Genomic DNA, 18,873 nt, shown 5'->3' with positions numbered 1-18,873 from the left:
TCCCGCGCCGTTTCCTTTTGGCCTCGCGCGGGCCATGAAAATCCGCCATATGTCGGCGATGGTCGATATAGCCGACGACGACGCCGGTTCCGTGCAAGGAACCAATGCGCCCGAGATAAGCGTTTCGGAACTCGCCAATGCGCTCAAGCGCACGATCGAGGACCGTTTCGGGCGCGTCCGAGTGCGCGGCGAAATCTCCAACTATCGCGGCCCGCACGCCTCCGGCCACGCCTATTTCTCGCTCAAGGACCAATCCGCGCGGCTCGACGCCGTGATCTGGAAGGGAACCTTCATGCGGCTGCGCACGCGTCCGCAGGAAGGGCTGGAGGTCGTCGCCACCGGCCGGATCACGACTTTTCCCGGCAAGTCGTCCTATCAGATCGTCATCGAGGCGATGGAGCCCGCCGGCGTCGGCGCGCTGATGGCGCTGCTCGACGAGCGGCGCAAGAAGCTTGCAGCGGAAGGCTTGTTCGACGAAGCGCGCAAGCGTCCCCTGCCCTTCCTGCCGCGAGTCGTCGGCGTGGTCACGTCGCCGACAGGCGCGGTCATTCGCGACATTCTCCATCGCCTCAACGACCGCTTTCCGCGGCGCGTGCTCGTCTGGCCCGTGCGCGTGCAGGGCGAGACGTCGGCGGTGGAAGTCGCGGCGGCGATCAATGGCTTCAACGCCCTGCCGGCCGACGGCCCCGTTCCACGCCCGGACGTGCTGATCGTCGCGCGCGGCGGCGGTTCGCTCGAGGATTTGTGGAGCTTCAACGAGGAGATTGTCGTTCGCTCGGCGGCGGCGAGCGACATCCCGCTTATTTCCGCCATCGGCCACGAGACGGACACCACGCTCATCGACTTCGTCGCGGATCTGCGCGCCCCCACGCCCACCGGCGCCGCCGAAAAGGCCGTGCCTGTCCGGGCCGAACTTGCCGAGCATCTCGCGGCGCGCGCGCGAAGACTCGCGGCGGCGAAGACCCGCGCCATGGAGCAGCGTCGCACGCAGCTCGCGACGCTCGCGCGGCTGCTGCCGGCGCCGGAGCAATTGCTTGCGAATCCGCGCCAGCGTCTGGACCGCGCCGGCGAGAGGCTGCGCGGCGCCTTTCGCGCCGGACGGGACGCGCAGCGGCTGCGTCTGGCTCGCGCCGCCAATCTGCTCGCGCGCCACTCGCCGCAGGCGGAACTCGCCCGCGCAAGGGAGAGGCTCAAAGGGCTCGACGCCCGGCTGGCGCAAGGCCTCGCGGCGCGGCTGACGTTGGCGCGACAGCAGAATCAGGGCTCCGCGCAACGCCTCGCCAACGCCGGGGGAAGACTGGATCGCGCTTTCGTTACGCTCCTGCGCCAGAAGAAGGAGAAGCTCGAACGCCTCGGCCGCCTGCAGGACTCCCTGAGCCACAAGGCCGTGCTGGCGCGCGGCTTCGCGCTGGTGCGCGACGAGAAGGACGCATTGGTGCGGGGCGTCGCACAGGCGCCGCCCGGAACCGCGCTCAGCATAGAATTTGCCGACGGAAGGATAGACGCCCGCGCCGGCAACGCCGCGACAGGCCCGGCGCCGACCGTCCCCGCCCCGCGCAAGCGCGCGAAAAAGCCCGGGGACGATCAGGGCTCGCTGTTCTGATCTATTCGAATCTCATCTGGAAGGCGACGATGCTGCGCTGCATCTTGGCCTTGGGCAGATAGCAGAACACATTGGTCGAGAGCTGGGCCTCCTGACAATGCTCATGTTCCGTCGCCCACTCGTAGCCGAGGTCGTCCATGCAGGCCTTGATCTTCTGCTCAATCAGCTTCGGATTATCGCGCCGCTCTTGCGGAAAGTCGCGCTCGACCTGATATTCGCAGTCGGTGACGTCGATCTTCATTCCCTCGAAATAACGGCCGCTCGCGCCGCTGGTGACGAACATCGCCTCGGTTGCGAGGATGAAAACCAGCCCAAGGACGAGGGCGATCTTTTCCTGAGTCCTGGACTTGAGGAAATGCATGTCGAAGAGCGACAACACGCCGATCACCAGAAGCCCGCCGCCGATGATCAACGTCAGCGGCGATAAAAACGGCGCAATGCCCTCGTTCATTCAACCCTCCAGACCCATACCGCCCTGTCATACTAGCGGCGCCCCGCCGACGGGCAAGGCCAGCTGCGCACAAGCCTTGGCCCAAGCCGTTGCAGCTTCATATAGACTTGACTAACATCAAGACAATCAGGCGCCGGGGCTTCTTCGGCGCGTCCAATCAAAATTCAGAGAGCAAGACAATGGGATCGAGCTCCGTCATTACGCTCGCTGCGCTCATGGCGCTCACGGCAACGGCTTCGGCATGCATTATTGCGTGCCGTCCCACGGAAGAGCATGCTCGCGCGGTGATCAACCACCTCGTCGCGAAGCGCTTCAATTCGCCGTTCACCGTCGTTTCTTACGAGACGACCCGCACCGCCGATTTCGACATGATCGCCGGCGAGATGCGCGGTTACGAGATTTTCTTCAAGGCCCGGGTGCAGTTCCCGCGGGGCGCCAACCTCGACTGCGCCCCGGGCGTCGCCGAACGCCCCGGCGATTGCACGGATGACGCCTATTTCTCGCTGATCCGCCCGACCCGGCCGACCCCGAACGGCCGGCAATATATCGAGCCCGGCGGAACACGCCTCTTCGACGAAGACCTGCGCTTCGCGGAGTTGAAAGGCGGCTGGAAAGGCCCGGACGGCGAGCTTTACAATCCCTGAATCCGCCATTCATGTTTCGTTAACCATTTAACTCCTTATTAAGGAAGGGGCGAATTTGCTCAAATGCAACAGGTTCCGAACACCTTCAATCAAGGTTGACGGAACCTTCGTTTAACCCTGCGGGACTAGGACTATCCCCAGTCGCTAGTCGTAACAGGAGTAGATCATGCTGTTTTCTCGAAGCGCCCGCTGCGCCAAACTCGCCGTCGCCCTGACGGCGGCAATGGCCCTGGCGGCCTGCGCCAAGAACACGGCGGATGAAGCGGCCGAGGGTGGCCTCGCCGGCGGCGCCGGCGGTTACGGCCGCGGCGGCGTGCAGCGGAGCGGGATCGCCAGCCCCGGTAGCGCACAGGATTTCGCCACCAATGTCGGCGACCGCATCTTCTTCGAAACCGATTCGACCGATCTGACATCGACAGCGCAGGCGACGCTCGACAAGCAGGCCGAGTGGTTGAACCGCTATGGCCGCTACAGCTTCACCGTCGAGGGCCACGCCGACGAGCGCGGCACCCGCGAATATAATTTCGCGCTGGGCGCCCGCCGCGCCGAGGTGACAAAGAACTATCTGATCTCAAAGGGCGTTTCGGGTAGCCGCATCCGCACGGTGAGCTATGGCAAGGAGCGTCCGGTCGCGGTCTGCGACGACATTTCCTGCTGGTCGCAGAACCGCCGCGCAGTGACTTTGCTCGCAGGGGGAAATTCCTGATCAAAGGGCGAAAACGCCCCTTGCGTCGGCGGCGCTGTTGCGGCATTGAAGGCGCGCGCAAAGCGCATGCAGGAGTGTAGCTCAACTGGTAGAGCACCGGTCTCCAAAACCGGGGGTTGGGGGTTCGAGCCCCTCCACTCCTGCCATTTAAAATCAATCGCTTAGATACATATCTCGCTTCTCGTGGATTGAACCTATGTAATGGCGGGGTAACGAGGCGAGCAACCTCCCCCTCGATCAATCCCTACTCTCCCCGGCGGGGAGTTGCGAAATTTCACTGAGGATTGGCAGGAAATGCCGTCGCCTGAGCACGGCCAGATGTGGACGCTCCGAGATGTGTAGACGACGGCGGCTCGCTCCCGAGCGGTCGCACGACGATTGATGGAGGTCGCTATGCTGGCTATGGTCTGGTGGTGCTGGTTTTTGCGGTGGCGACGGCCACCGCGGGCTATTACTGGTTACGAAACGACTGAACTTCAAAAGCGACGCGGTCCGCGCCCTGACCTCGATCGTCGCGGGCCGTTTCTCGTCGAGTTTGCGCACTCGTTCCGAGCGAAAAAACCCGCGCAGGAAAAATCGGCGCTTCACTCGTGTTCACGCGCAGCACAATTAACATCCGCGAAAGAATCGTTGTTACTGCAATTCACGACGCATAATTTGTAAGGCGCGCGGGATCGAGGACCATTCCAACTCCGCCGTTCCCGAGCAATGCGCATCCCATCACGTCTCGAATTGCCGAGAGATAGCCTTTCATGGGGCGGATAAGTACGAGTTGCTGGCCGATCAATTCATCGATCGACAGCGCGATGCGCTGATCCCTGCTTCCCGTGACGACGAACAGATGTTTGAGGTCGCCGGTTTCCGCATTGTCGTTTGCAGGCGGCAAAGGTCGCAGCCGCTGGTCGGTGTCCTCATCATCTCCGCCTGCGCCGGAGAGAAAGCGCACGGGAATCACGTCGTTGCGCTCCAGTTTCAACATCGTGCCGCCATTGGCGGCGGAGAGACGCATCAAATCCGCGTCGCCTGAATGAACGATGCGCTGTATCGCATGGATCGGCACGACATACATGATTGCGCCGACGCGCACGACCATGCCGTCGAGAACCGCCATCGTCAGCGGCAGCGTGACGTCGAAGCGAACGCCGCCCAAAGTCGAATTGGCGATGGCCAGTTCGCCCCCGGAGAGACGCAAGCCTCGAAGCATCAGGGCGAAATCGACGCCCTGCCCTTCGTGGCCGCTCGCTCCCGACGATGACTTCGGCGACCCGCTCCCGGCGGGGCGCTGAATTCGCGCCTGGAGTTTTGCCGTGTCCACGCCGGCGCCATCGTCCTCGATCGTCGCCACGATGCGGTCCTCGTGGCGCGCGAGCCGGATATGGACTTCAGCGCAGGCGGCCTTGCCCGCCGCGATACGGGCTGCAGACGGGTCGATGCTCTCTGCGAGCACAAAGGAAATCAGCGATCGCAATGGTTCGCTGAATTGCTCGAGCAGATCGACGTCGATCGACTCCGTCTGGCCTGAAACCTTGAAACGCACAAATCGGGAAAGCCGCCGCGCGGAATCCTCCCCATGGCTGACGAGCGCCTTCAGGAGACCCGACGCCGGCCGCGCGCGCGCCGAAACAGCTTCTTCCTGTAGCTGGTCGAGACGGTTGGAAAGCTGGGATTCGAGCTGGACAAGGCGTTCGATGTTTTCCTGCCAATCCTGAACCTGACGACGCACGGCGTCGCGCGCCGCCGACCAGTCGCCGCCGGAGGCGCGCATCGCCGCGTCGATAAGTCCGACGACGTCCGTCTCCCCGCAGCCCGCGAGAATTTGTCTGACCGTCGCATGGCCGGTGACGATTTCGCCAATGGATTCGAGCATTTTCATCGACGGCGCGGACGACTCGAAAAATTGCCCGTCCTGAACTTTCGACGGCGCCTCGGACTCGCCGTCGTCCATGTCCGGGTCACCGCCAGAACGTCCGAGCGCCATTTCGAGTCGCAGCACGGCTCCCGTCGGGTCGAGCGCCGTCAGCCCCTCCCCGATCGCCTGCGAATCCAGCGCGGAGGCGATGAGGAAATCGAACAAGGTGGCGTCGCGATCGAAGACCGTCACGCTGCCGATGAGCGCGCCTGCTGCGCCAATCCATTCAATGAAACCTTCGGCGAGCTCCGAATGACGCTCGATGTCCGCGCGAACAATATAGAACCGGCTCCCCGTTTTGAGCGCCAGCGTCGCGACCGTCGCGCTCTCGGACGACAGGACGCCGCGAAAGCTTTGCGGCAGGCCAAGTTGCTCCTCGATCAAGGCGATCGAAAGCGCGCCGTTCAGCGCCTCCGTAACCTCGCGGGCTTCGCGCAGAAGGCCCGCCATCGCCTCCGCGCTGGAAGCAACGTCGTTGTCGGTCGCGCCGAAGAGCGGCTTTGCAGCGTCTACGAACGAGGCCAGCACCCGCATGAGCGGCGGATCGGGCGACATTTCGCCAGCATGGACGCGCGCGGCGAGATCGACCAGAGCGATCACGACATGTCCGGCGGTCTCATGGCGCTGGAAGCAGCACGCGCGATAGACGCGCCGGAGCAGCTCCGCCATGCGCGCCCAATCGACTTCCTCGCCTGCAGGATTGGACAGCGCCGTCCTGAGCGCCGCCAGCGTCGCAGGCGTCCGCGCCGCGCACCATGCGCCAAGCGGCGTCGTCGCGGCGACTTGAAGTTCGGCCGACGGATTCCCGATCGCCTCCATTTCCTCTACGAGTATCAGGTCCTCGTAGAGCGCGAACATGAGGCGCTCGAATTCGTCCAGGTTGGACGCAGCATCTGGCAGTTGCGCTGATGTCTCCGCGATTCGCTGGTAACCGAGCCTTGCAGCCCATTCTTGAATCGCCATGGCGAAACGGCGAATGTTCTCACCGACGGATTCATCGTCGCACGGGAGAGCTTGCGCCGCCTGCGACAGGCCGTCGAGAAGCGGCTCCAGCTCACGCGGAAAGTCTGCTCCGTCTTGGACCAGGGAATCTGAATTCTCGGAGATCTTGACTGGCGCGCCTTGCAACCGCGCGAGGTCCTTTTCGAAAAGTTCCGAGAGCCGATCGAGGAGCGCCCCGGCTCGATCGACACCGCCGCCGGCCGACATGAGCTCCTTTGTCAGCTCCGGCCATTCGTCGATGGAGATGCGCACCGCCGCGTCGTGTAACGGCGAGGCGGCGTTATACAATGCCTCGCCGTAATTCCCCGTTCCCTCATCTCGCGACGTCAACGCTTCGCGCATGGCGTCGAGCGCATCGCGCGCCATGTCGAGGAACATTTCGAGATACATCGGGTCGTCGGCCGGCTTCGCCTCCGGCGGCGAAAAAATGACCGCGGTCTGGAAACTTTCCTGTTCGCCAGACTCCACGTCGGATGTGCCCGTCGGCCCTTCCCCCATATGCACGCCAAACGCGACCCCGGCCTCCTTCAGCCGCGCATATTTATCTTTCATGCGCAGGAGAATATCGGCGCACACCGACTCCTCGGCGTCGCGTCGCGTGACAATCGTTTTCTCCATCATGCCACGCAGGGCGTCGGCGGCCTCGAGCATGAGATCGAGCAACTCTCCGTCGACTTTAGCGCCCTCGTCGCGGACGAGCCCGACGAGATCCTCAGCAACATCCGCGCAGGATTCAATTGTCGTCAACCCGAGAATGCGCGAGTTGCCCTTGAACGTGTGCATCGCCCGGAAGAGACCGCCGATGGCTTCGGCGTCCCACGCGTTCCGCCGCAGAGTGCGTAGCGCCGCCTCGACGGCGTCGAGCGACTGGCCTCCGTCGTCCGCATAGAGAGCCCAGATTTCTTCGAGTTCGTCGGACACGCTGCACTCCGTCGAGAATGACGCTTTTTGCTCCGGAAATTACGCGGACCAAACCGGAATGCGGAAATCAGGCGGGAGCAAGAGAGCTCATGACCCGCGCCAGCTCCGCTCCGCGCTTGTCGGCCAAATCCATGGACACGGCTCCCGCCGGCTTGGTCACGATCGCATCGGCGCCAAGCGACCGCGCCTCGGACGCCTGCCGCGAGCCCGCCGCCGCGACGGACGAAAGAATGACGATCTTTGCGCGCGACTTCAATTTTGCGTGACGCAGGAATTCGAGCCCGTTCATCTCCGGCATTTCGATGTCGAGCAGGATCAGCGAAAGATCCGGAAATTTGGCGAGCTGTTCGAGCGCCTTCCTTCCGTTCTCCGCGGCGGCCATCACTTTGTAATTTGGCAGCGACGAGACGAAGTTCGAAATGACGACGCGCATCATCGCGGAGTCGTCGACGACCATTACCTTATGCATATGCGTATCTCACTTTCTAGATCAATGTCTCGACGCCGCGAAACGACCGCGGCGTCAATGATGGAGCGCGTCAGAATTGACCAAAGCCACGTTCATCCTGATCTAGCGGAATCACCGCGCTGGCGGGACGACGCGATCCGCCGCTGGCGACAGCCTTGGCGGGGGTTGCCGCAGGACGCTGCTGGCTCGCCAGAAGCGCCTTGAGCTGATTGAGCATCTCCGTCGTCATGCCATTGAGCTCGGGAATGCTCGCCACAGAGGACAGCCCCTGCTCCCGCAGGGTAAACCGCCGGACATTGTCCTGCATCTGCCCCGCGAGCTTGCTCAGTTCCGACGAGGCGGACGCCAGTTCCTCGGCTTGCTGGCTGCCTTCCTGCGACGCCTTGCCCACCTGGCTCATGGCGATGCTGATCTGCGAGACGCCGCGCGATTGTTCAGTGCTCGCCGTCGCAATCTCCGCGACGAGATCCTTCACCTTCACGACATTGGCGACGATCAGGTTCAACGCCTCGCGCGTCTCTCTCGCAATATTCACGCCTTCGCCTACGCGCTTAACGGAATCCTCGATCATGTCGGCGGTTTCGCGAGCGGCCTTGGCGCTGCGGCCCGCGAGGTTGCGCACTTCCTGCGCCACCACAGCGAAGCCGCGCCCATGCTGCCCGGCGCGCGCCGCCTCGACGGCCGCGTTGAGCGCGAGCAGATTCGTCTGGAAGGCGATCTCGTCGATCACCTTGATGATCTTGCCGATATTCTGCGACGCGGCGTTGATCGCATTCATCGCCTCGGTCATCGCCTCCATTTTCGCCTGACCCTGAACCGCCGCCTGAGAGGTGCCGATCACGAGCTGATTGGCGGCGTTGGCATTCTCGGTGTTCGCCTGCACTTGTGAATTGGTTTCGGTGAGGCTCGAGCTGACTTCCTCGACGGCCGCCGCCTGTTCCTCCGAATTGGCGGCCATGCTCTGCGACGCTGCATTCAGCTGTTCGGCCGATTGGCCGACCTGCTCGACGGCGTCCACAATCTGGGACAGCGTGGCGTTGATGCCGACCAGCGCATTATCGAAAGCGTTCTTCACCGCGAGGAAATCGCCGCGATACTCCCCTTCGAGCGTGACGCTCATGTCGTTGCGGCCCAGCGCCTCAATTCCCTTGGCAATATTGGTCATCGGCGTCACGATCGAATCGAGCGCGTCGTTCACGCCCTGAATGATCTTGCGGAAGTCGCCCTGGTGCCGGTTGGCGTCGGCGCGTATCTGGAGCCGGCCGTCCGTCGCAGCAGTGGCTAGCGTGCCCGCGTCTTCGATCAGCGCCTTCAGATTTGCGCGCACCCGCTCGACTGTTTCATTGATGAAAGCCTTCTTGCCGGGGAAGTTCTCGAGCGGCGCCTCGAAATTGCCCCTCCCGAATTCGGCGACGCAGGCCATCGCCTTCTTCTTAACAGTTATATGCCCGGCGACCATGTTGTTGATCGCGTCGGCAACCTTCGCGAAATCGTTCTGGAATTTGTCGACTGGTATTACGACGTCGATATCGCCCTTGTCGTGCTCCTCGGACATATGGGTAAGGGCCGACATCAAATCTTGAACATTACCGCGCACCCTTTCGACATCCGTCTTCAGCTTGCCGAAGGCTCCGTGGAACTCGCCAACAGTCGGTCGGCTCACGTCGCCTCCGGCGATGCGATTGAGCGCCTCGCCAATCGTCGCGAGCGCCGATCCCGTGTTGGTGAGCAACGTGTTGATACGCTCGCCCAAAAGTTTGAAAACACCTTCTGCGCCCGCGAGGTCGAGACGACGATCGAAATCGCCGTGACCGGCGGCCTCGATGGCTGTGGCGATTTCTTTTTCGACCCGTACTTCGACGGTTCGATCCACCCATTCCACAGATGTCGCGACACGCTTGCCCGCCGTGTCGAATATCGGCGAAGCCACCAGTCCAAAGCTTCTTCCGCCAATGGTGACGTGCGCCCGGTGAACGGTCGTCAAGCCGTCAAGCAAGCGTCGTTGATGTCGCGGATCCTTATGGAAGACGTCGATATTGCTACCGAGTATTTTGCCGCTCTCGAAGTTGGGCAAATCCTTGCGCAGATCGGATTCGGCCGACTTCAGCATGTTCACGACAGAATTATTGGCGTACCGGATCACGCCGTCGGCGTCCGCGATCATTACCGAGCTTGTGGCGCCGTCGAGCGCCTGACGAACGCGCTGGTCTTCTGCGACGATGTTCGAGAAGGCGTCGAGAATTGTGTTCAGGCCTGTGAGCGCCTCGCCCCACTCGTCATCTATTCCGGAGAGCTGAGCGCGCGCCGCGAGGTCTCCAACCTTCATTGCGGCCGCGATGCGCTGAATTTCCTTCAAAGCCTTGTAGCTATCGGCTTTATCCGTGATGGACATGGGTGCTTCCCTTTTTTCGGATGGCGCGGGACGCGTCGGCTCGCCCGGCGCAGTCATTCGGGTTTCGGAGTTTTTCCTCGCGCCTTGCGGCGCATAGTCGCTCAAAGGGGCTTCGAGATCGAAAATCTCTCGCCGGTCGACTTTCGGGGGGCCTTTCGGCGGCTCCTTGGGGTTTTCGTCATTCATCGCGCACCGCTCCCGTTCGAAAGGCGTTCACGCCCAAGGAATCTCATTGTCATTGCAGAGACGCTCCTGCCTCCTGCGCCTCGAGGCGCGCGTCCATCGCGCCGTCGGCGACAAGCCGCTTGATGTCGAGAATGACGGCGACCCGGTCTCCGGATTTACCAAGGCCGCGGATCACGCCGTTGCCGCTACGATTGGCGCCGAACTGGGGCGCCTGATCGATGGCCGCGGGCGGAATTTCCAGAACCTCGCTCACATTGTCGACGACGAGACCGATCGGCACATTGTCGACGTCGAGCACGATGATCACCGTGCGTTCGGTGTAGGGCTTCTCTTCCATGTTGAAGCGGCAGCGCACGTCCATCACGGGGATGACCTTGCCGCGCAGATTGATGACGCCCTTGATGAAGCGCGGAACATCTGGCACCTGCATGACGCGCTGCATGCCGACGATTTCGGTAACATAGGCGATGCCCACGCCATATTCCTCGCCGGACACGCCGAAGGTGAGGTACATGTCCTCGATATTGTTTTCCTCGTTGAAGACGAGGGCTGTGTTCTCACTCTGGAACGATCTGTTCGAGGAATAGCCCTCCTCGCCGCTCCGGTTGAAATGATCGGACATAATGTTCTCCATTCAGCCGCGTCTCGTCGCCCGGGCGAGCAAGGCGGGTATTTTCTCGAGCGGCGCGACGACCTCCGCGCCGCCGGCGTCATTGGCCGCCTTGGGCATGCCGTAGACGATCGAGGTCGCCTCATCCTGCACCATCGTCCTGCCGCCAGCATTGCGTATGGCGAGCAGGCCGGCGGCGCCGTCGCGCCCCATGCCGGTTAAAACCGCTGCGGCCGCATTGCGCCCCGCGGCCTTCGCGACGGAACTGAACAAAACATCGACGGCTGGCCGCGAATAATTGACCTCGGGACCGTCCTGCAGCGCGACGCGATACTCGCCGCCCGAGCGGATGACCGTCATATGCCGCTGTCCACCGGGCGCGACCAACGCAAGGCCGTTCATGAGTCGATCGCCATGCGCCGCCTCCCTTACGCGCATTGCGGAAATCCCGTTCAGCCGCTCGGCGAAGCTCGACGTCACGCCGGCCGGCATGTGCTGCACGATCACGATCGCGGCGTTCTCCGCAGGGAAAGCGGGCATGATGCGGTTCAACGCCTGCACGCCGCCGGTGGATGCGCCGATGGCGATGAGCTGATCGGTCGTCTCATCGAGCGCCGAGACATGCTCGATGGGGAGCGGCGTCGACCGGGCGAAGCGTGAAACGTCGACGAAAGCGGCCGCCTTCACCCGACGGCAAATTTCGTCCAGCATCGCCGGAAGTCCGTCGACCAGGCCCACGGTCGGCTTGGCGACGATATCGACCGCGCCCGCCTCCAGCGCGTCCAACGTGATTTTCTTGCCGCTTTTCGTGAGCGAGCTGATCATCACCGTCGGCGTCGGCATGATCGGCATGAAATGCCTGAGGAAGGTCACACCATCCATGCGCGGCATTTCGACGTCGAGCGTGATCACGTCCGGCTTTAGTTCAACCAGCAAATCGCGGGCCTGATAGGGATTGCCCGCTTGCCCGACAACCTCGATCCCGCCGTCGCGCGCGAATCCATCCGCCAGCACCTTTCGCACCAGCGCGGAATCGTCGACGATGAGGACCCGAACGGGGCGCATTGCTTTTTCTTTCATTGGAGCTTCCTGTGAACGCCGCTGCAGATGGTCGTCCAACGGGATCCGAGATCGCGCAAGCTTACTGTAACGCTGGTAAGCAACCACCCGTTGGGCTGCGTCGCGTCATAGATTTCGTCCAGCACAGCGCGCTGCGTTGCGATATCGAAGTAGTAAAGAACATTGCGGCAGAAGACGACGTCGAATTTTTTTTGGAACGGGTAAGGCCGCACTTTCAAATTCATTCGGCGGAAAGTGCATATTCTTCTTATGTCATCCGCGACCAGGAAACGCCCGTCGCCAATGGCATTGAAATAACGCGCCACTATTTCAGGCGATGTCTGCTCCAGATTTGGAAGGCCATAGACGCCTGCTTCCGCCGACTCGATCACCGGTCCACTCAGGTCGGTGCCGAGGATCGCGACCCGGTCGCGCAGGGCGTGACGACCGAGGGCTTCAGCGGCGATGATGGCGCATGTATAAGCTTCGTCGCCCGTCGAGGCGGCCGCGCTCCATATCCTTATCTCGTCGCGATACATTAGTTGAGGCAGGATGTTGACGCGAAAGTAGTCGAGCACGTGCGGCTCGCGGAAGAAGTAAGTGTGATTGGTGGAAGCGGCGTGCACCACGGCCGCGAGCAATTCATGGTCGTCGCCGCTCTCGACCTCCTGGACAAGCGCTTCCATACTGTCCAGGCGGTATCGTTCGATGACGCGCGCGAGTCGCTGATTCAGCATCTCCCACTTGTTCTCGGGAAAATGAAGCCCGCAGCGTTTATTCAACCAGGCCTGGAGGCGCTTGCTGGCCTGCGAGGGCGCCGAACTTTGTGGGTCGAGCGTCATGCCGCGGCGCCTTCCCGTAATTTCTCGCAATCGAGCATGATCGCAACCTCGCCAGTGCCGAGAAGCGCGCAACCAAAGCTCGCCCTGATTCTTTCGAGGTGCCCCTGCAGAGGCTTCATGACGACTTGCTGCTGATCGAACATCTCATCGACCGGAAGCCCGATGCGCCCGCGGCTCGTATGGAAAACCACAATGATCTGGCGCTCCAGTGGTGTCCGCGTCTCGTTACGCTCTCCGTAAAACTCATCCAGCCGGCAGATCGGGATCAATGCGTCGCGCACCTTCACCACTTCACTGCCGCCCTGCGCGGAGAGGATGGTGACCTGGTCGGAGTCGGGGCGAAAAATCTCGGCGACCACACCAATCGGAGTCGCATAGAGGCGCTCGCCGACGCGCATGACGAGACTGTCGAGAAAGGCGAGCGACAGCGGGATCGCCAGCACGACACGCGCGCCACGCTCCCAGACGCTATCGATCGAGATGCGCCCCCGCAACGCTTTCATCGTGTGGTCCAGAACGTCCATGCCGACGCCGCGGCCAGAAAGATTGGTGACAGTCTCCGCCGTCGAAAAACCCGGCTTGAAAACGACCTTCCATAAATCCGCGTCCTCCGGCTCTTCGTCAGCGCCGAAAAAGCCGCGCTCCCGGGCGCGTTGCAGGATACGCGCGCGGTTCAATCCGCGGCCGTCATCGGAGACCGTAATCTGTATGTCGCCGCCAACCTGCGCGGCGGCCAGCCTGATGCGCCCGCGACGCGGCTTGCCCGCCGCCATCCTGTCGTCGGGCGGCTCGAGGCCGTGATCGACCGAATTGCGCACCAGATGCACGAGCGGCTCGAAAAGACGGTCCACGACCATCTTGTCGATTTCCGTTTCCTCGCCATGAATCTCCAGATCGACTTCCTTGCCGGTCTGGCGCTCCAGTTCGCGTACCAAACGCCCCATGCGCCGGAAGACGTCGCCGATCGGAACAAGACGCAGTTCCGCAGCGGCCTCCTGCACCTCGCGCACGACGAGTTGCAGTCGATGCGCGGATTTCTCGAAGTTCGACAGATCGACGCCGGCGATGTCCGGGCTACGGATCGTCTCGGAAACACTGAGGCTGAGCTCTCCGACGAGATCCATCAGCCGGCCCACTTTCTTAGCGGACACGCGCAGCTGACTGTTGACCTGCGCCGCGGATAAAGCCTCTGCGCCCGGAGCTTGCGCGTCGCCATCCCTCACGATCACAGGACGCCCCCAAAAAGGTCTTTTGGAGCGGAATTTCCGGGCGCTTCGCTTCGCGCTTCGACGGTCATGCCAAAGGAGCCCATTTGCTCACACCGTCGCCGGTGAACGATTGACGCAAAAAGAACGCTGAGCGGCGGTGAAGTCGACGTGCCAGCCCGCCGCTATCACGTCGGACCGAACGAGCTCGCATACTGTTTCGATCATCGATCGCAAACAGAATTCGCCGGGCGCTGTCAGGGGATGCTGATCTCGGGCTTTCACCGATAGGGCGACACGGCGTCATGCCTGCGAATAGATTCGCGTCGCCATGAATTCTCTTATACGAGTCGAATCTTACCTGCGGCTGAACGCCTTTAAGACAATTTGCAGGTACAGACGCGTCGACAGTTTCCTAGAGGGTGTTATGCACCTTGGATCATGAAATCTGCTGCGCGCTTGAGCATGAGACATGCGAAGGCGACGACGTGGAGTCCTGCGAGGGTCTGAGCATAGCGCTCGTAGTCTTTGACGAGCCGCCTGCATCGCGTCGCCCAGGCGAATGAACGCTCGACCACCCAGCGCTTGGGCAGCAACACGAAGCCTTTTTTGGCCTCGGCGAGTTTGACGACGCAAGGCTCGGCGCCCTGCGCCTTTGCGGCCTCGGACGCCTTTTCGCCGGTGTAGCCCTGATCGACATAAACGAGTTCGACGCTTTCGCCTGTCACATCCTGCACGGCTGCGATGAGCTTGCCGACCTCGGCGCGGTCATCGACATTCGCCGGCGTGACATGCAACGCCAGCAAATGGCCCAATGTGTCGACTGCCATGTGCAGCTTCGAGCCGCGCTTTCGCTTCGCGCCGTCATAGCCCGCTCGTGGGCCGCTCTCAGGGGTCGAGCGCAAGGTGCGGCTGTCGATGATCGCCGCCGTCGGCTCCGCCGCCCGCCCGGAAGCGACGCGCAACTGGGCGCGCAGATCCTGCGCAAGCGCCTCGAACACGCCCGCCGACAGCCAGCGCTGCGATTGCTGATACACGGCGAACCATGGCGGCAGATCGTTGGGCATGGCGCGCCAGGCGATGCCGTAGCGCAGCACGTAACGCAGGCCGTTGAACAGCTCGCGCAGCGAATGTTGACGCTGCGGCGCGCCTTCGTCCATGAGCGTCAGATAAGGCGCAACCAGCGACCATTCTTCGTCGCTGACGTCAGACGGATAAGGTTTGCGAATCGCAGACATCCGATTCTACTAAGACAATCAATCACCAAAGTACATAACACCCTCTAGTGTCGATCAAGACTAATAGGAGCTCGAACGCCCTCGATCGGATCATCTAATCATTGCACCGCATTCATCCGCGCCGCGCTCTGCGCCGCTATTCTTCGATGAGCGTCCTCTTGCATTGCAGGCTATGGTGAAAAGTGCGTAAATTGAAAACATGGCCACATTCTCGTTACGCAATTTCATTTTGATCGGAAGCGGCGGCATCGCCGCACAGAGCGCGGCTCTGTATTTTCTTGGTCAGCCCGCCATATGCGCCTGCGGCTACGTGAAACTGTGGGAAGGCTCCGTCCTCTCCGCCGGAAACTCGCAACATGTCTTCGACTGGTACAGCTTCACCCATGTGATCCATGGGACGCTTTTCTATCTGCTGACCTGGCTCCTGCTGCCCCGGTATCCAATGGGAGGCCGGCTTCTTGTCGCGATCGGCATCGAAGCGGGGTGGGAAATCGTCGAGAACACGCCGCTTGTCATCCGTCTCTACCGGGCGCAGGCGCTCGCGCTGGGCTATTCGGGCGACAGCATCCTCAATTCGATTTCCGACACCTTCATGATGGCGCTGGGTTTCATACTCTCGTGGCGCCTGCCGCTGTGGGGCGTCGTCGCCCTGGCGGTCGCCATGGAGGTCGCGCTGGCCGCGCTCATACGCGATAATCTCACGCTGAATCTGCTGAACTTGATCCACCCCTCGACGTCATCCGGCGCTGGCAGGCCGACGGCGCATAGGAGGTCCCGGATTTGCAGTCGCCTCCGGGCTAAGCTAACTCTCGCCATACTTTATGAATCGCGCCCGGCCCGTCCGACCGCGCAAACAGCGAAGCTCCTCGATTTATCGCCTTCATGACCAAGCGCGCCCCCAAACTCGCCTCATTCCGCCGCATCGTCGTCAAGGTCGGCTCCTCGCTGCTCGTCGACCCCAAGAAGGCGTCCGCCAAGCGCAAATGGCTCACGCGCCTTGCCGATGACATCGCCACGCTGCATCGCGGCGGCGCGGACGTTTTGGTCGTCTCCTCCGGCGCGGTGGCGTTGGGCCGCAGCGTGCTGGGCTTTCCGATGGGCGCGATGAAGCTCGAGGACAGCCAGGCCGCGGCCGCCGTCGGCCAGATCGCGCTGGCGCGGCTCTGGGCGGAAGCGCTTCATGACCGCGGGCTCGTCGCCGGACAGGTGCTGGTCACTCTTGGGGATACGGAGGAGCGGCGCCGCTATCTCTATGCGCGCGAGTGCCTTACCCGCCTCATGTCGCTGCGCGCCGTTCCCGTCATCAACGAGAACGACACGGTGGCGACCGCGGAAATCCGCTATGGCGACAACGACCGCCTCGCCGCCCGTGTCGCGACCATGGCGAGCGCCGACCTGCTGATTCTTCTTTCCGACGTAGACGGGCTCTATACCGCCCCGCCCGGCTCCGACCCGGATGCGAAGCATATACCCATCGTGCCGCGCGTCACGGCCGAGATCGAGGCCATGGCTGGCGGCGCCGCCTCTCAATATTCCCGTGGCGGCATGCGCACCAAGATCGAGGCCGCAAAGATCGCCACCACCGGCGGCGCCCATATGGTGATCGCCGACGGGCGCGAGGAGGCGCCGATCGAGCGTATCGCCGGCGGCGGGCGCTGCACCTGGTTTCTGACGCCGTCGAACCCGGTGACCGCGCGCAAGAAATGGATCGCCGGCTCGCTGGAGCCCAAGGGCGCGGTTCATATCGACGACGGCGCCGAGCGCGCGCTCACATCGGGCAAAAGTCTGCTGCCCGCGGGCGTGACCCGCATAGAGGGCGGCTTCGCGCGCGGCGATTGCATCGTGATCCGTAATGCGAAGGGCGGCGAAATCGGCCGCGGCCTCGTCACCTATGATGCGATGGACGCCGCCAAAATCGCCGGCCGCTCGACGAAGGACATAGAAAGCCTTCTGGGATTCAAGGGCCCCGACGAAATCATCCATCGGGACGACATGGCGCTCTCCGGCGAGTGAGCGCGGCGTGATTACTCCGCGTTCAGGGGATTGTGCATGTCATCGCGGCAGGGGGATGGTATAAAACGCCTCGTGATTTGAAAAAATTGGAAATCAAACGATTTTTCGAGAACACCGGCGGCATGTGAACTTCCAGTGTCAGGCGCATCAATTCTTCGTCTGAACAATTTGGATTGAACGAGGCCACTTCGGATTGCTTCCATAAAACGCTCTCTGGCAGCATATATTTCAACTCGGGCGTCGATTCAGCCAATTGGAGCCAGATTTCCGCACCGGCGTCGTTGGCGGCATCGACGCCTTTACTTGCCAGTTTTTCCAGCCTCCCGAGAAGCGCGGCGAACATGAACCACGACAGGCGTGCGTTTATCGCTTCACCGTGGCCCTGCATCAGATCGCTCTCGCATCCTCTGATGAAATCTTCTACCGAATAGGGTTCGTGCCCGTCGCTGGCGCTTTTGTTCAGGGCGAGAAGGATCGGAAGCAGGTTCAGATAAGCGACCAGCACATTGGCTTTCGTCTCGCCGTCCATAGGATCGAAGGCTTCTCGCACGAACCTGGCATAGTCGCCATCGTCCAACTCCAATGCGTGGAAAAAACTCGGACGCCGTCTCTGGATTTCCGTAAACGACATGGCCTCTCCACCCAAAAACGCCGACCGATTTTCAGGGTGTTCCTCAGCCCTGGCTTCATATCTCTTTATATAGTGACCTCGCGCTTACCGGCGAATGACCAAAGTTTAACCGGCCCCGTTCCCGCCAGCTCTTGGCGAAATTGCCGCATTCCCCCATATTCCTTGTCGTCGCGCGCCAGGCGCGGCGACAAAGGGGAGAGTGTTATGTCACCGGAAGAACGCCAACTTCTCGTCGGCCTTTTCGAGCGGACGAAGAGCGCAGCCACAGGCGCGCGCGACCAGGAGGCGGAGACTTTCATCAACGAGCAGGTCAAGGCCCAGCCGGCCGCGCCCTATCTGCTGGCGCAGACCGTGATCGTGCAGGAACAGGCTCTGGAAGGCGCCAATCAGCGTATTCAGGAGCTTGAAGCCCGTGTGAAGGAGCTGGAGTCGAAGCCTGCAGGCGGCTTCCTCGGCGGTTTGCTGGGCGGCGGTCAGCGTCCGTCGGCGCCTCCGCGTCCCGCGCAGCAGCGACCCAATGGGCCGTGGGGCGCCCAGCCCGGCTATGCGCCCCCTCCGCCCCCGCCGCAAGGCTATGCTCCTGAACCGGCTGGCGGCGGCAACAGCTTCCTGAAGGGCGCGCTCGGCACGGCCGCGGGCGTCGCGGGCGGCGTGCTGCTCGCCGACAGCATCCGCAACCTGTTCTCCCACCATGGCGGTTATGGCGGGATGGGCAATCTCGGCATCGGGTCCGGCTTCACGCCGACCAGCGAGACCACCATCGTCAATAATTACTATGGCGATGAATCCGGCGCGCAAGAGGCCGGCTATGATCACGGCTATGGCGGCGAGAGCGGCATGCAGGACGCCGACTACAGCTCGGACGCCGGCTTCGATGACGGCGGCGGATTCGATGACGGCGGCGATGGCGGCTTCGACGTCTGACCCGTCACAGAGCGCAACTAATGGAGAACCCCGTCGGGACGCCGACGGGGTTTTTCTTTGTTTTTCAA

The 18,873-nt window shown here is 62.2% G+C and carries 17 protein-coding genes and 1 tRNA gene; 8 read left to right on the top strand and 10 right to left on the bottom strand.

Going from position 1 to position 18,873, the window contains the following annotated elements; translation table 11 throughout:
* The first annotated feature begins 34 nt into the window (after positions 1 to 34).
* On the top strand, positions 35 to 1,603 hold the full coding sequence (gene xseA / locus MET49242_RS04715) for an exodeoxyribonuclease VII large subunit (RefSeq protein WP_036281047.1): 1,569 nt from the start codon (positions 35 to 37) through the stop codon (positions 1,601 to 1,603).
* 1 nt (position 1,604) lies between these two features.
* Here the strand turns inward: xseA and MET49242_RS04710 are convergent, their stop codons facing one another.
* Positions 1,605 to 2,054, bottom strand: a complete 450-nt coding sequence (locus tag MET49242_RS04710; protein WP_036281045.1) for a hypothetical protein — start codon at positions 2,052 to 2,054, stop codon at positions 1,605 to 1,607.
* A 179-nt stretch (positions 2,055 to 2,233) separates the two neighbouring features.
* Between MET49242_RS04710 and MET49242_RS04705 the strand changes: the two genes are divergently transcribed.
* The 4 genes from MET49242_RS04705 (at position 2,234) to MET49242_RS25450 (ending at position 3,877) form a co-directional block, all read left to right on the top strand.
* A complete protein-coding gene (locus tag MET49242_RS04705) occupies positions 2,234 to 2,698 on the top strand; it encodes a hypothetical protein (RefSeq protein WP_036286936.1) in 465 nt (154 codons plus the stop codon).
* 166 nt (positions 2,699 to 2,864) lie between these two features.
* Positions 2,865 to 3,404, top strand: a complete 540-nt coding sequence (pal, locus tag MET49242_RS04700; RefSeq protein ID WP_036281043.1) for a peptidoglycan-associated lipoprotein Pal — start codon at positions 2,865 to 2,867, stop codon at positions 3,402 to 3,404.
* A 70-nt stretch (positions 3,405 to 3,474) separates the two neighbouring features.
* Positions 3,475 to 3,550, top strand: a tRNA-Trp gene (locus MET49242_RS04695).
* A 174-nt stretch (positions 3,551 to 3,724) separates the two neighbouring features.
* Positions 3,725 to 3,877, top strand: a complete 153-nt coding sequence (locus MET49242_RS25450; protein ID WP_158497256.1) for a hypothetical protein — start codon at positions 3,725 to 3,727, stop codon at positions 3,875 to 3,877.
* A gap of 170 nt (positions 3,878 to 4,047) precedes the next feature.
* Here the strand turns inward: MET49242_RS25450 and MET49242_RS04690 are convergent, their stop codons facing one another.
* The 8 genes from MET49242_RS04690 to MET49242_RS04655 form a co-directional block, all read right to left on the bottom strand.
* On the bottom strand, positions 4,048 to 7,236 hold the full coding sequence (locus MET49242_RS04690; protein WP_036281041.1) for an Hpt domain-containing protein: 3,189 nt from the start codon (positions 7,234 to 7,236) through the stop codon (positions 4,048 to 4,050).
* A gap of 67 nt (positions 7,237 to 7,303) precedes the next feature.
* Positions 7,304 to 7,705: a response regulator gene (locus tag MET49242_RS04685; protein ID WP_036281039.1), complete on the bottom strand. Its 402-nt coding sequence runs from the start codon at positions 7,703 to 7,705 to the stop codon at positions 7,304 to 7,306.
* Positions 7,706 to 7,775: 70 nt separating this feature from the next.
* A complete protein-coding gene (locus MET49242_RS23140; protein ID WP_051134001.1) occupies positions 7,776 to 10,283 on the bottom strand; it encodes a methyl-accepting chemotaxis protein in 2,508 nt (835 codons plus the stop codon).
* A 49-nt stretch (positions 10,284 to 10,332) separates the two neighbouring features.
* The gene (locus MET49242_RS04675) at positions 10,333 to 10,905 is read right to left on the bottom strand and encodes a chemotaxis protein CheW (protein WP_051134456.1); all 573 of its coding nucleotides are present in this window, start codon (positions 10,903 to 10,905) and stop codon (positions 10,333 to 10,335) included.
* Between the two features lie 12 nt (positions 10,906 to 10,917).
* Positions 10,918 to 11,973, bottom strand: coding sequence for a chemotaxis response regulator protein-glutamate methylesterase (locus MET49242_RS04670; RefSeq protein ID WP_036281037.1), 1,056 nt, complete (start codon positions 11,971 to 11,973; stop codon positions 10,918 to 10,920).
* Complete coding sequence (locus tag MET49242_RS04665; protein ID WP_036281035.1) at positions 11,970 to 12,794, bottom strand: protein-glutamate O-methyltransferase CheR; 825 nt, start codon at positions 12,792 to 12,794, stop codon at positions 11,970 to 11,972. The genes MET49242_RS04670 and MET49242_RS04665 overlap by 4 nt, the downstream gene beginning before the upstream one ends.
* Positions 12,791 to 14,023, bottom strand: coding sequence for a chemotaxis protein CheA (locus MET49242_RS04660; RefSeq protein WP_202804153.1), 1,233 nt, complete (start codon positions 14,021 to 14,023; stop codon positions 12,791 to 12,793). Before MET49242_RS04660 ends, MET49242_RS04665 begins: the two co-directional genes overlap by 4 nt.
* 401 nt (positions 14,024 to 14,424) lie before the next feature.
* On the bottom strand, positions 14,425 to 15,237 hold the full coding sequence (locus tag MET49242_RS04655) for an IS5 family transposase (RefSeq protein WP_036281033.1): 813 nt from the start codon (positions 15,235 to 15,237) through the stop codon (positions 14,425 to 14,427).
* A gap of 199 nt (positions 15,238 to 15,436) precedes the next feature.
* Here MET49242_RS04655 and MET49242_RS04650 point away from each other — a divergent pair, with 199 nt between their 5' ends.
* Both MET49242_RS04650 and proB read left to right on the top strand, forming a co-directional pair.
* Positions 15,437 to 16,123, top strand: coding sequence for a DUF2585 family protein (locus MET49242_RS04650; RefSeq protein ID WP_244430698.1), 687 nt, complete (start codon positions 15,437 to 15,439; stop codon positions 16,121 to 16,123).
* Positions 16,120 to 17,250 (top strand): glutamate 5-kinase, encoded by a 1,131-nt coding sequence (gene proB, locus MET49242_RS04645; RefSeq protein ID WP_036281031.1) that lies wholly within the window; start codon positions 16,120 to 16,122, stop codon positions 17,248 to 17,250. Before MET49242_RS04650 ends, proB begins: the two co-directional genes overlap by 4 nt.
* Before the next feature lie 22 nt (positions 17,251 to 17,272).
* Here proB and MET49242_RS04640 read toward each other — a convergent pair whose 3' ends face one another.
* On the bottom strand, positions 17,273 to 17,881 hold the full coding sequence (locus MET49242_RS04640) for a hypothetical protein (protein ID WP_144259465.1): 609 nt from the start codon (positions 17,879 to 17,881) through the stop codon (positions 17,273 to 17,275).
* A gap of 204 nt (positions 17,882 to 18,085) precedes the next feature.
* Between MET49242_RS04640 and MET49242_RS04635 the strand changes: the two genes are divergently transcribed.
* Positions 18,086 to 18,805: a DUF2076 domain-containing protein gene (locus MET49242_RS04635; protein WP_036286926.1), complete on the top strand. Its 720-nt coding sequence runs from the start codon at positions 18,086 to 18,088 to the stop codon at positions 18,803 to 18,805.
* Positions 18,806 to 18,873 lie beyond the last annotated feature (68 nt).

This window comes from Methylocystis sp. ATCC 49242 (assembly GCF_000188155.2).
Taxonomy (GTDB): domain Bacteria; phylum Pseudomonadota; class Alphaproteobacteria; order Rhizobiales; family Beijerinckiaceae; genus Methylocystis.
This window is presented reverse-complemented; position numbering and strand designations above follow the sequence as displayed.